The following is a 13,419-nucleotide window of genomic DNA, read 5'->3' on the forward strand; positions in this document are numbered from 1 at the left end:
CGGCCGCGCCGGGCGGGAGGGAAGCGCGAATTATACGCCGCGACCCCGCCGGGGTTTGCCCGCGCCGGGCGGCTTGGCCTATCGTCGCGGCTTCCCGAATCCGTACGGAATGTCCATGCGCCCCCGTGTGTTAGCCCTGTCCCTGGCGCTGTGCGCCACCGCCGCCCAGGCCGATGAAGGCATGTGGATGCCTTCGCAATTGCCCGACATCGCGCGCCAGCTGCGCGCGGCCGGGTTCAAGGGCGATCCGAGCGATCTGGCCGAGCTGACCCGCGCGCCGATGAACGCGGTGGTCAAGGTCGGCGGCGCGACCGGTTCGTTCGTGTCGTCCGAGGGGCTGGTGCTGACCAACCACCACGTCGCCTTCGGCGTGATCCAGTACAACTCCAAGCCCGACCGCGACCTGATCGGCAACGGTTTCGTCGCCGCCGACCGCGCCGCCGAGCTGCCGGCCAATCCGGATTTCCGCGTGCTGGTGACGACCGGTTTCGACAAAGTCACCGATCGCATCCTCAAGGACGCGCGCGGCAAGCACGGCCGCGCCTACTTCGACGCGGTGGACGCGGCGACCAAGGCGGTGGTGGCCGAGTGCGAACGCGAAGCCGGTTATCGCTGCAGCGTCGCCAACATGTACTACGGCACCGATTTCTATCTGATCCGCCAGCTGGAGCTGCGCGATATCCGTCTGGTGTACGCGCCGCCCAACAGCATCGGCAACTACGGCGACGAGGTCGACAACTTCGTATGGCCGCGCCACAGCGGCGATTTCACCCTGCTGCGCGCCTACGTCGGCAAGGACGGCAAGCCGGCCGACTACTCGCCCGACAACGTGCCGTACACGCCGCCGGGGCATCTGCAGATTTCCACCGACCCGGTGCGCGAAGGCGACTACGCCATGCTGGCCGGTTATCCGGGCGTGACCTTCCGCCACCGCATGGCGTCGGAGTTCGCGCAGCAGATCCAATGGCAGCTACCGTCGCGGGTGGCGCTGTACGGCGACATGATCAAGACCATCGACGCGGCCAGCGCGAGCGATGCCGAGGCCAAGGTGCGCTACGCCGCGCAGGTCGCCGGTTTCAAGAACACGCTCAAGCGCGCCCAGGGCGAACTCGACGGCCTGCGCCGCAGCGACGCGGTGCGCGTGCGCGGCGCGGACGAGACGGCGATGCTGGCGTGGCTGGACACGCAGGCCGATGCGAAAGCGATCCGCGCCGATATCGACGCGGCGCAGAAGGTGCTCGATGCCGGCGCGGCGATGCGCGATCGCGATCAACTGCTCAGCGCGATCCGCGGCATGCCGCAGTTGCTCAACGCCGCGTTGACCGTACAGCGCCTGGCGCAGGAGCGCGCCCAGCCCGATGCGCAGCGCGAGTCGGGCTATCAGCAGCGCGACGAAGCGCTGATCGCCGGCAAGCTCAAGCAAGTGCAGCGCCGTTACGCGCCGCAGGTGGAAAAGGCGCTGCTGCTGGAGCTGCTGAGCCAGTACAAGGCGCTGCCGAAAGCGGCGCGAGTGGCCGAGTTCGACCGCGTGTTCGAAGGCGAGGATCGCGCCTCGCTGCAGCGCAACCTGGATGCCTTGTACGCCGGCACCAAACTCGGCGAGGAAGCCGCGCGCCTGCAGGCGATGAACGGCGACGCCAAGCAACTGCAGGCCAGCGACGACAGCCTGCTCAAGGCCGCCGCCGCGCTGCTGCCGGCGGTGCTGCGGATCGAAGAGGAAAACAAGAGCCGCGAAGGCGAGCTGCTGCGTCTGCGTCCGGCCTACATGCGCGCGCTGATCGCGTTCCGCAAATCGCAGGGCCGCGCGGTGTATCCCGATGCCAACTCGACTTTGCGCGTGAGCTTCGGCGCGGTCAGCGCCATGGACCCGCGCGACGGCGTGCGCTATCGCCCGCTGACCACGGTGCAGGGCATCGTCGAGAAACACACCGGCGTCAAACCCTTCGACGCGCCGCAGGCCTTGCGCGATGCGATCGCCAAGGGCGATTTCGGCAGCACCGTCGATGCCGAGCTCAAGACCCAGACCGTCGATTTCCTGACCAACCTCGACACCACCGGTGGCAATTCCGGCTCGCCCGTGCTCGACGCCAACGGCAAGCTGATCGGCCTGAACTTCGACAGCAACTGGGAAGCGGTCAGCGCCAGCTGGATGTTCGATCCGCGTTACAAGCGCGCGATCCACGTCGATATGCGCTATCTGCGCTGGCTGCTGGCCAAGGTCTATCCGGCGCCGCAGCTGCTGCGGGAAATGAAGCTGCCGGCGCAGTGAGCCCGTTCGCGGCGGCGGCCCGGGGACGGGTCGCCGCCGCGCGGATTTGTGATGCGCCGCACTCCCGAGCCGTATTCATCGCCGCGCCACGCCGCTTTTCGGCACGAAAGCCCTTTCTGATAAGGGCTTCGCGCCATCCGGGGGCAAGTGCGTTCGTGGCGGGGGCGGCATGATCGGGCTAGACTTTCCGGCCGATTTTGTTCGAGTCCAGGGCCGGGCCGATCCGTCCGAACCGATTCATCGCCATTCATTGGGTAAGGGGAACACGATGCGCTACACCGTATTAGCCGCCGCGGTCGCGGCAGGGACGCTGGCACTGGGCGTCGCGACCACGGCGCGCGCCGTCGAAGGCATGTGGGTGCCGCAGCAATTGCCGGAGATCTCCGCGCCGTTGAAGAAGGCCGGGCTCAAGCTCAACGCCAAGCAATTGGCCGACCTGACCGGCGATCCGATGGGCGCGGTGGTCTCGCTGGGCGGCTGCACTGCCAGCTTCGTGTCCCCGCGCGGCCTGGTGGTGACCAATCACCACTGCGCCTACGGCGCGATCCAGCTCAACTCGACCGCGCAGAAGAACCTGATGCGCGACGGCTTCAACGCCGCCACGCCCGGCGAAGAATTGTCCGCTGGCCCGTCCTCGCGCATCTATGTGCTCGACTCGATCCAGGACGTGACCGCGCAGGTCAAGAGCGCGATCGACGAAGTGGTCGAGCCGATCGACCGTACCCACGCGCTGGAGACGATTGAAAAGCGCCTGATCGCGTCGTGCGAAGCGCAGGCCGGCTACGGCTGCGAGCTGTACAGCTTCTTCGGCGGCACCACCTACCGCCTGTTCCGCCGCATCGAGATCAAGGACGTGCGCCTGGTCTACGCGCCGCCCGGCAGCGTCGGCAACTACGGCGGCGAAGTGGACAACTGGATGTGGCCGCGCCACACCGGCGACTTCTCGTTCTACCGCGCCTACGTCGGCAAGGACGGCAAGCCGGCCGAGTATTCCAAGGACAACGTCCCGTATCAGCCCAAGCGTTACCTCAAGCTCGCCGACAAGCCGCTGGGCGAAGGCGACTTCGTGATGGTCGCCGGTTACCCGGGCCGCACCAGCCGCTACGCGCTGGCCAGCGACTTCGACGCGACCGCGAACTGGACCTATCCGACCACCTCCGCGCACTACAGGAACCTGATCGCGCTGGTCGGGGAAACCGCGAAGAAAGATCCGGAAATCGGCGTGAAGTACGCCAGCTCCGTGCGCGGCTGGCAGAACACGATGAAGAACTACGACGGCCAGCTGGAAGGCTTCAAGCGCATCGGCGCGGCGCAGAAGAAGCGCGCCGACGAAGAGGCCGTGCTCGCATGGCTGCGCACGCGCGGCGCCCAGGGCGCGCCGGCGCTGGCCGCGCACGACAAGCTGGTGACGCTCGGCGAAAGCGCCATCGCCCATCGCCAGCGCGATTTCGTGTTCGGCCAGCTGCGCCGGGGCGGCGCGATCTCGGCGGCGAGCCAGCTGTATCGCTTCGCGCTGGAGCGCGACAAGCCCGATGCCGAGCGCGAGCCCGGTTATCAGCAGCGCGATCTGCCCTCGGTCAAGGCCTGGCTGGAGCAGATGGACCGCCGCTACGACCCGCGCATGGACCGCGAGCTGCAGGCGTACTGGCTGCGCGAATACGTGAAGCTGCCGGCCGGCGAGCGCGTGGCCGAACTCGATCGTTGGCTGGGCGGTTCCGACGAGAAGGCGATCAAGCGCGGCCTGGACAAGCTGGCCAAGACCAAGTTGGGCAACGCCAAGGAACGTCTGGCCCTGCTCGACGACAGCCGCGCGAGCCTGGACAAGAGCAAGGACCCGGCGATCCAGTTCGCCAAGGCCTTGATGCCGGCGGCGCTGCGCCTGGAGCAGGACGCGAAGATCATCGAAGGCGAGACCCTGACCGCGCGTCCGGCGTATCTGCAGGGCGTGATCGACTATCGCAAGAGCAAGAAGCAGTCGGTGTACCCGGATGCGAACTCGACCTTGCGCATCACCTTCGGCAACGTCAAGGCTTACACCAAACTCGACGGCAGCAAGCAGGCCGCGTTCACCAAGCTGGAAGAAGTCGCGGCCAAGGCCACCGGCCAGGAGCCGTTCGACGCGCCCGCGCCCTTGCTGGAAGCCATCGCCGACAAGCGTTACGGCGGCCTCGCCGACAAGCGTTTGAAGTCGGTGCCGGTGAATTTCCTCTCGGACCTGGACATCACCGGCGGCAACTCCGGCTCGCCCGTGCTCGACGGCGAAGGCAAGCTGGTGGGCCTGGCGTTCGACGGCAACTGGGAATCGGTGAGCTCGAACTGGCTGTTCGATCCGACCATGACCCGCATGATCTCGGTCGATCAGCGCTACATGCGCTGGATCATGCAGGAAGTGTCCCCGGCGCCGCAGCTGCTGACCGAACTGGGCGTGCCGGCGAAGAAGTAAGCGCCGCCGCATCGCGCGACAAGCGAACGCCAGCCGGATTTCCGGCTGGCGTTTTTGTTTGCGGACACCGGGTCGTTACTGCGCACAACAATCGCTCACGCCAATGCGTCCTCCATTTCACCGTGCTGTTCCCCCCCTTTGAAAAAGGGGGGCAGGGGGGATTCAGCTCTTCCTGCAAACGCTAACGAAATTTTAGCGTTACCCCTCCACACCCCCACAAAAACTGAGCGCAAGCTAAAACCCCACCCGCCATCCCCATGCCGATCCGGCCAGCTCTCGCTTCCGCCATGGCGTTCACAGATTTCAACGGGCTAGACTCGACCTCCCGCGGACCCAGGACGTTTTGATGCGATACACGGTGCTGGCCAGAGCCATGGCCATGACAGGGACGTTGCTGTGCGCGCTGGCCTGGCACGAGAGCGCGCAAGCGGTCGAAGGCATGTGGACACCCCAGCAATTGCCGGAACTGGCGTCCCAGCTCAAGCAGTCGGGCGCGCGCGCCACGCCCAAGCAACTGGCGCAATGGGCCGATCCGAAAGGCGATCCGCTCGGCGCGGTGGTGCCGCTGGGCGGCTGCACCGCCAGCTTCGTCTCGCCCAAGGGCCTGCTGCTGACCAACCACCATTGCGCGCTCGGCGCGATCGGGCTCAATTCCACCCCGCAACGCAATCTCTCGCGCGACGGCTTCAAGAGCGGCACCAACAACGAAGAAGTCTCGGCCGGGCCGAACGCGCGCATCTTCGTGCTCGACTCGGTCCAGGACGTCACCGCCAAAGTGCAGGCGGCGCTGAACACCGCCGCCGATCCGCTGGCGCGGATCGCCGCGCTGGACGCCTTGGAGCGGCAGTTGGTCGGCGATTGCGAAAAACAATCCGACTACGGCTGCCGCCTGTACAGCTACTCCGGCGGCAACCGCTACGAATTGCAGCGCAGCCTGGAAATCCGCGATCTGCGCCTGGTCTACGCGCCGCCGGAAGCGATCGGCAATTTCGGCGGCGAAAGCGAAAACTGGATGTGGCCGCGCCACAGCGGCGATTTCGCCTTCTACCGCGCCTACGTCGGCAAGGACGGCCGGCCGGCGCCGTATGCCATCGACAACGTGCCGTATCAGCCCAAGCGCTGGCTCAAGATCGCCGACAAGCCGCTCGGCGCGGGCGATTTCATCATGCTCGCCGGCTTTCCTTCGCTGACCAACCGCTACGCCATGGCCGACGATTTCCAGGCCAACGCCGAGTGGACGTATCCCACCGTCGCCGCGCACTACAAGCGACTGGCCGCGCTGATCGATGCGGAAAGCCGCAGGAATCCGCAGATCGCGAGCAAGTACGCCACCACCCTGCGCGGCTGGCAGGGCGCGGCGAAGAATTACGAAAGCCAGATCGAGAGCATTCGCCGCGCCGGCACCACCCAGATCAAGCGCAACGAAGAAACCGAGCTGCTGCAATGGCTGCGCGGCAAGGGCGCCGCCGGCCAGGCCGCGTTGGCCGCGCACGCGCGGCTGGTCGAGCTGGGCCAGCAGGCGCGCGAGCAACGCGATCGCGATCTGGTCCTGGGCCAGTTGTCGGCGACGGGTTCGCTGGCCGCGGCTTCGCAGTTGTATCGCTCGGCGATCGAACGCGCCAAGCCCGAGGCGCAGCGCGAGAACGGGTATCGCGACCGCGATCGCGTCGCCTTCGAAAACGGCCTCAAGCAGATGGACCGGCGCACCGATCCGCGCATGGACCGGCAGTTGCAGAATTACTGGCTGCACGAATACGTCAAGTTGCCGAAAGAGCATCGCGTCGCCGCGGTCGATACATGGCTGGAGGGCGACGACGAAAAGTCGATCAAGCGCGCGCTGGACCGCATCGCCAAATCGCGCTTGAACAATCCCGAGCAGCGCGCCAACTGGCTCAAGACCGATCGCGCCGGATTCGAGCAGAGCAAGGACGCGAGCAAGGACGGCGCGATTTCCTTCGCGGTCGCGATCATGCCGACCTTGCTGCAGATGGAGCAGGAAATCCGCGGCCGCGCCGGCGAGACCCTGCTGGTGCGGCCGGTGTACCTCAAGGCGCTGGCGGATTTCCGCAAGAGCGTGGGCAAGGTCGCCTATCCCGACGCCAACGGTTCCTTGCGCGTCAGCTACGGCACCGTCACCCCGTACACGAAGGACAACGGCGTGCGCCAACTGCCGTTCACCCGCGTGGATGAAATCGCCGCGCGCAACACCGGCGCCGCGCCGTTCAATGCGCCGCAGGCCTTGCTCGATGCGGTCGCGGCCAAGCGCTACAGCGCGGCGCTGCTGGACAAGCGACTCGAATCGGTGCCGGTGAATTTCCTCGCCGACCTGGACATCAGCGGCGGCAATTCCGGATCGCCGGTGCTGGACGGGCAGGGCAAGCTGGCCGGCATCGCGTTCGACAACAACTGGGAGTCGGTGAGTTCCAGCTGGCTGTTCGATCCGGCGGCGACCCGCACGATCTCGGTCGATCAACGCTATTTGCGCTGGATCTTGCAGGAGGTGTTTCCGGCGCCGCGGTTGCTGGCGGAGATGGGGGTGCCGGCTTCGGGGAAGTGATTGGCTTTTAGCGGGAAGTGAGGAGTGAGGAGTGAAGAACGAGGCGTGAGGAACGAGTTGCGACGCAGGCGACGAAGTCTCTTGTGGGAGGGGCTTCAGCCCCGATGCTTTTCGATCCGAGTTCTGAGCACCTTCCAGCCCTGAGCGAAAAGCATCGGGGCTGAAGCCCCTCCTACAAAAGACCTCGTGCAGCATTTATTCATCGCAAAAGATGGGCCGGCATTGCCGGCCCATTTTTTCTCGCGGGTTTCGATCAGTCGCGCGGCGGCGGGCAGATCATGTGGCCCGAGCTGTACTTGGCGGTGCGCACACCCGACTCGGTGAGCACGCCGGCGCAGCTCAGCTCGGCCTGGCCGACGACATTGCCGGCGGCGTCGTAGTAGAAATAAAACTCGCCGATTTCATCCGGGCCCGGCGGACGGGCGAGGGCGACGGTGGCGACGAGGGCGGCGGCGAAACCGATACCGATGGCGAAAGACTTACGCATGGCGAACTCCTGTCTCTAAGTGGCGAAAGCGGGATGTCCGTTGCGGCGAAGGCCGCGATGCGGACGGTGGCTGGTTCGATAGCGCGGCGCGGCTCGCGTCCGGCGTCGCTCACGTCGTGGCGAATCGCGCGGTGCGGCTATCGTTCAAGCCGGTGTTGCGTTTGCTGCTACGGCTGCATCGTGTGCATCAGGCGACGGGGCGTTGCGGACCGGTCTGGATCGTGCCGGACTGACCGGTGTCGCGACGCGCTCGAACGCGCGATGCGCGGAAGCGACATTTCGGACCGGCATCGCGCGCTGCGTCAGCAATGCGGCGCCGATCCGCGCCGATCACGGTTCCGGATCGCAGATGTAGTAGCCGACGCCGTAATTCTTGGTGGCCTTGCCCCAGAACTCGGTCGTGCCGTCGCAGTGGATGGAGGATTGTCCGACCACCGAACCGTTGGCGTCGTAGTACGTGTAGATCTGGCCCGGACCGGTGGGACCGATCGCGGCGACCGCGGCGCCGACCGCGGCGATCGCCGCCAAGCCGAGCGCCAGAGCGAGTTTCTTGCGCATGATGACGTTCTCTCTCTCGAAGGTGCCGGCAGATCGCCGGCGCCACGAAACTAGGACGCAGTGCGTGATTACTCAACGTGACAAGTAACACCTGAACGTATCTTTGTGACGACGTTCCGTCGCTGGCGTGACTGCATATTTGAGTTGCATGCGGCCGGCAATCGAAATCGCTCGATCGGGACAATCGCGACGCCGTCGTCGGCGCCGCCATCGCCGCTTGCCAAGCGCGACAGCGCTGCCTTAGTCTTCGCGGGCAGTCGCGGATTCCCATGCCAGCCGGCCCCGTCTCCCGACCCGTGTCAGATGCCGCTTCGACGCGGCGCCGCCCAAGGCGCTCCCGCCCCGTTCACCCTCCAGGTGCCCAGGCCGGAACGACCGCCAGGCGTTCTTACCCGCAGTGCCGGCCCGCAATGTCTCCCGTCTGATCCTTCACGACCTGGAGCTGCGATGAAAGTGCTGGCTTGCGATGGCATCCACGAAGACGGTCTGGCCCTGTTCCGCGATGCGGGCTGGGAAGTCGTCGTGTCCGACCCGATCAAGGAACCCGCCGCGCTCGCCGCCGCGCTCAAGGACGTGGACGCGATTTTGGTGCGTTCGGCGACCAAGGTGCCGGCCGAAGCGCTGACCGACGCCGCGCAACTGCGCGTGATCGGCCGCGCCGGCGCCGGCGTGGACACCATCGACGTCGATGCCGCCACGCAGCGCGGCATCGCGGTGATGAACGCGCCCGACGGCAACACCCTGGCCGCGGCCGAACACGCGATTTCGCTGCTGTTCGCGCTGGCCCGCCACATCCCGCGCGCCGACGCCGGCATGAAGGCCGGCGAATGGCCGAAGGCCGGGCTCACCGGATTCGAACTGGAAGGCAAGAAGCTCGGCGTGATCGGCCTGGGCCGCATCGGCGGCACGGTCGCGCGCAAGGCGCAGGGCATCGGCATGGAAGTGGCCGCGCACGATCCGTTCCTGCCCGCGTCCGCCGCCGGCAAGGGCAGCGTGCCGCTGAAGACGCTCGACGAACTGCTGGCCTGGGCCGACGTGGTCACCCTGCACATCCCGCGCACGAAGGAAACCACCAACCTGCTGTCGGAAACCAGCATGCGCGCGATGAAGAAGGGCGCGTACCTGATCAACGCCGCGCGCGGCGGTCTGGTCGATGAAGCCGCGTTGCTGGCGCTGATCGAAGAAGGCCATATCGCCGGCGCCGCGCTCGACACTTTCGTCACCGAGCCCTTGCCGGCCGACTCGGCGCTGCGCGGCAATCCTAAATTGATCCTGACCCCGCACCTGGGCGCATCCACCAGCGAAGCGCAGCAAGCGGTCAGCACGATCCTGGCGCGGCAGATCATCGATTTCGTCGCCACCGGCGCGGTCGCCGGCTGCGTCAATCTGCCGCCGCTGACCGCCGAAGCCGCGCGCGAAGTCGGCCCGTGGATTCCGCTGATGTCGTCGCTCGGCCGCCTCGCCGCGCGGCTGGTGCCGGCGCCCACGCGCCTGGACATCACTTACGCCGGCCGCACCGAAGCGCTGGACACGCGGCCGCTGTCGCGTTTGCTGGTCGCCGCGTTGCTGGGCACCGCATCGGGCCGCGTCACGCCGGTCAACGCCTTGCAGGAAGCGGCCGCGCGCGGTCTGGTGGTGTCGGAAACCCTCGGCGGCGACGGCGACGGTTTCGATCGCCTGCTCAGGCTGCGCGTGGTCGGCGAAGACCGCACCCGCGAGATCGAGGCCACCTTGCATCGCGGCCCGCGCGTGGTGCGCCTGGACGGCGTGGAAATCGAATTCGATCCGCAGGCGCACGTGCTGCTGCTGCGCAACGAAGACCGGCCCGGCATGATCGGTGTGGTCGGTTCGACTCTCGGCGCGGCCGGCGTCAACATCGTCAACTTCGCCCTGGGCGCGGCCGGCGACGGCCAGGCGCGCGCGGCGATCACGGTCGATCGTCCGGTCAACGACGAACAGCTCGCCGCGCTGCGCGCGACCCCGGGCATCCTTTCTCTGGCACAGGTGTAAGCATGCGAATTTTGTTAGCCCGTCACGGCGAGACGCCGTGGAATGCCGAAGGCCGTTATCAGGGCCAGGAAGACATCGCCCTGTCGCCGGTCGGCGAAACCCAGGCGCGCGCGCTCGGCGCGCGCCTGCGCGAAGTCTCGATCACCCGCGCGGTGGCCTCGCCGCTGTCGCGCGCGCGCCACACCGCCCAGTTCGCGCTCGGCGAAGAACGCGCATCGATGCTCAAGCTCGATCCGGGCCTGATGGAAATCGCCCACGGCACCTGGGAAGGCCTGCTGGCCAGCGAAATCCGCGAGCGCGACGGCGACCGCCTGCGCGCTTGGCGCGATACGCCGCACGAAGTGCTGATGCCCGGCGGCGAATCGATCGTGCACGTGCTCGATCGCGCCTGGCCGGCGTTCGCGCGCGCCTGCGAAGGCTTGCAGGCCGACGACACCTTGCTGGTGGTCGCGCACGACGCGGTCAACCGCGTGCTGCTGTGCAAGATCCTCGGCATTCCGCTGGCCAAGCTGTGGACGTTCCGGCAGGCGCCGACCACGTTGAATCTGCTCGAAGGCGACGATGTCGATCATCTGGACGTGGTGCGGCTCAACGATTGCAGCCATCACACGGCGTTGTTCGGCGAGGCGGTGCATCGGGCGTTGTGACAGGGGCTTGCGTGCAGACCGGTTTTAGTTCGGGGGTCGGCCGAAGCCGCGGCGTCTCGATTCGCGCCCTCACCCTGCACGGCCGCGCTTGTGGTGCAATACCCGCCGCCGCAGGACGCGGCGCAGAGCGGGGATGGCGGTGTTCGAATTCGCATGCAGGTCCGCGGTGTTGCTGGCCGCGCTGTTCGCCGCGCCGGTATCGGCGCAATCGATTCTTCCTGGCGGCGGCGTCGCGCCGATGCCGTCGGGCTGTCCGAGCGGTGGGCAGTCGATGCCGCCGCCGAAGTATCCGACCGAGATCTACGGCGCCACCGGCACGGTGACGCTGGTGTTGGATCTCGACCGCTGCGGCCAGGTCGATCAGCTCTGGGTCGAGACCGATTCGGGTTACCAGGCGCTCGACCGCGCCGCGATCGAGACCGCCGTGAAGTGGCGCCTGACGCCCGAGTTTCGCGACGGCGTCGCGGTGCCGTCGCGGGTGCGCATACCGGTCGAGTTCGCCCCGCCTTCGCCGCAGCAGATGGCCGACTATCTGGCCCGCGCGCAGGCCAAGTGGGACTTGGTCTGGCCCTTGGCCCAGGTGCCCGAAGTGGCCGCCGCGCGCGACGGCAGCGTCGATGGTTTCGTGCCCGACGCCTCGCCGATGGACGAGGGCAGCGCGACCGAGTTGCTGTCCCTGATGGACGGGGCGCGACGCGAAGGCCGCGAAGTGCCCGGCGGCGAGCTGGGCTGGCCGGCGGTGCGCGTCAGCAACGACCGCGGCGCGTTCCAGTGGCTGTTGATCGAGGACAGTCATCCGGCCGCGCCCTCGCTGATCCGCCAGCGTCTGGTCAGCGACGGCAAGAAGTCGTTCTACGCCAGCCGTATTTTGTGTGGCGCGGCCAAGCCATCGGCCTGCGCGAAGCTGGAGCGGATGGTGCGCAATTGGCCGCGCCAACAACCGGGCGATCCGCTGCCGCAGACGTGGTCCGCGCCGCTGTCGTTGCCGCCGCGGCGCACTCCGTCGCAGCATCCGCTCGGCCGCTCGCGGCTGGTTCCGGAAGATCCCAAGCACCCCACCGATCCGGCGGCGCGTCCAGTGTGGCAGCGCGGCTGAGGCTTGGTCCGCCCGCGCCGGCCGAGCAACAGTGCCGGCGTATCTGCGAGAATTCGCACCATGCAACGCACTCTCGCCGACTGGCTCTCCTACATCGAACGCATCCACCCCAAGTCCATCGACATGGGGCTGGAGCGCATCCGCATCGTCTGGCAACGCCTGGGGCTGCAACGCCCGGGCCGCGAGGTGATCACCGTCGGCGGCACCAACGGCAAGGGCTCGACGGTGGCCTTCATCGAGGCGATCGCGCGCGCCGGCGGCCGCACGGTCGGCGCCTACACCTCGCCGCACCTGCTGGCCTATAACGAACGCATCCGCATCGACGGGCGCGACGCCGCCGATGCCGACATCGTCGCCGCGTTCGACGCCATCGAAGCCGCGCGCCTGGGCGGCGGCGAGGATGCGCAGATCGCGCTGACGTATTTCGAATACGGCACCCTGGCCGCGCTGTGGCTGTTCGAACGCGCCGGGCTGGATCTGGCGATCCTGGAAGTCGGCCTGGGCGGGCGCCTGGACGCGACCAATATCGTCGATCCCGACGTGGCGGTGGTCACCACGGTCGATCTGGACCATCAGGATTACCTCGGCGACGACCGCGAAAGCATCGGCTTCGAGAAAGCCGGCATCGCCCGCGCGTTCAAGCCGCTGGTGCTGGGCGACGACGATCCGCCGTCGAGCGTGTTGCGCCATGCCTACGCGATCGGCGCCTCGGCGCTGCGCGCGGGCTGCGATTTCTTCTTCGAGGCCGACGACGACGGCGCGCATTGGCGCTGGCGCGAAGTCGGCTACGAAACGCAGCTGCCGATGCCGGCGCTGAGCGCGCCGGTGCAGTTGCGCAACGCCGCGGTCGCGATCGCCGCGCTGCGCGCGCTGGAGCGCGCGCCCAGCGACGAGGAAGTGGCCGCGGGCATGGCCGCGGCGCGGGTGGCCGGACGGTTGCAGCGTTTCGAACGCGGCGGGATCGAAATCCTGGTCGATGTCGGCCACAACCCGCAGGCCGCGCGCGCGCTGGCGGCGTGGCTGGCGGCGCAGCCGGCGCGGCGCACGCATGCGGTGTTCGCCGCGCTCGGCGACAAGGACGCGGCCGGCGTGGTCGCGGCGCTGGCCGGGCCGGTCGATGCCTGGCATCTGGCCGGTCTGGCCGACAGCGGCCCGCGCGGAGTGAGCGTGGAGGCTTTCGCCGAACGCCTGCGCGATACCGCGGCGGGCGAGGGCAGCCGTCATGCCGACGTCGGCTCGGCGCTGGCGGCGACTACCGCGCAGGCGCGGGCCGGCGAGCGCATCCTGGTGTTCGGCTCGTTCCACACCGCTGCCGCGGCGTTGGAGTGGCTGGCGGCGCATCCGGACTGAGT

Annotated in this window: 9 protein-coding genes; 7 read left to right on the plus strand and 2 right to left on the minus strand. The window is 67.8% G+C overall.

The features are described from left to right. Positions 1 to 109: 109 nt before the first annotated feature. The 3 genes from J7J50_RS04650 (at position 110) to J7J50_RS04660 (ending at position 7,269) form a co-directional block, all read left to right on the plus strand. On the plus strand, positions 110 to 2,269 hold the full coding sequence (locus J7J50_RS04650) for a S46 family peptidase (RefSeq protein WP_215056318.1): 2,160 nt from the start codon (positions 110 to 112) through the stop codon (positions 2,267 to 2,269). A 352-nt stretch (positions 2,270 to 2,621) separates the two neighbouring features. After that, positions 2,622 to 4,712, plus strand: coding sequence for a S46 family peptidase (locus tag J7J50_RS04655; RefSeq protein WP_215056564.1), 2,091 nt, complete (start codon positions 2,622 to 2,624; stop codon positions 4,710 to 4,712). Positions 4,713 to 5,151: 439 nt separating this feature from the next. Further along, a complete protein-coding gene (locus J7J50_RS04660; RefSeq protein ID WP_215056565.1) occupies positions 5,152 to 7,269 on the plus strand; it encodes a S46 family peptidase in 2,118 nt (705 codons plus the stop codon). A gap of 253 nt (positions 7,270 to 7,522) precedes the next feature. Here J7J50_RS04660 and J7J50_RS04665 read toward each other — a convergent pair whose 3' ends face one another. Continuing rightward, positions 7,523 to 7,756: a DUF6289 family protein gene (locus tag J7J50_RS04665; protein WP_215056319.1), complete on the minus strand. Its 234-nt coding sequence runs from the start codon at positions 7,754 to 7,756 to the stop codon at positions 7,523 to 7,525. A 330-nt stretch (positions 7,757 to 8,086) separates the two neighbouring features. After that, entirely contained in the window at positions 8,087 to 8,314 is a 228-nt protein-coding gene (locus tag J7J50_RS04670) for a DUF6289 family protein (protein WP_215056320.1), read from the minus strand. Between the two features lie 447 nt (positions 8,315 to 8,761). Here J7J50_RS04670 and serA point away from each other — a divergent pair, with 447 nt between their 5' ends. The 4 genes from serA (at position 8,762) to folC (ending at position 13,417) form a co-directional block, all read left to right on the plus strand. Next, positions 8,762 to 10,324 carry a phosphoglycerate dehydrogenase gene (gene serA, locus J7J50_RS04675; protein WP_215056321.1) on the plus strand — a complete coding sequence of 521 codons (1,563 nt, stop codon included), beginning with the start codon at positions 8,762 to 8,764 and terminating at the stop codon, positions 10,322 to 10,324. 2 nt (positions 10,325 to 10,326) lie between these two features. Continuing rightward, positions 10,327 to 10,971, plus strand: a complete 645-nt coding sequence (locus J7J50_RS04680) for a histidine phosphatase family protein (protein ID WP_057942064.1) — start codon at positions 10,327 to 10,329, stop codon at positions 10,969 to 10,971. 133 nt (positions 10,972 to 11,104) lie between these two features. Next, the gene (locus tag J7J50_RS04685) at positions 11,105 to 12,067 is read left to right on the plus strand and encodes an energy transducer TonB (protein WP_215056322.1); all 963 of its coding nucleotides are present in this window, start codon (positions 11,105 to 11,107) and stop codon (positions 12,065 to 12,067) included. Between the two features lie 60 nt (positions 12,068 to 12,127). Then, positions 12,128 to 13,417, plus strand: coding sequence for a bifunctional tetrahydrofolate synthase/dihydrofolate synthase (gene folC, locus J7J50_RS04690; protein WP_215056323.1), 1,290 nt, complete (start codon positions 12,128 to 12,130; stop codon positions 13,415 to 13,417). Positions 13,418 to 13,419 lie beyond the last annotated feature (2 nt).

Origin of the sequence: Lysobacter sp. ISL-50 (assembly GCF_018612875.1) — a bacterium.
GTDB lineage: Bacteria > Pseudomonadota > Gammaproteobacteria > Xanthomonadales > Xanthomonadaceae > Lysobacter.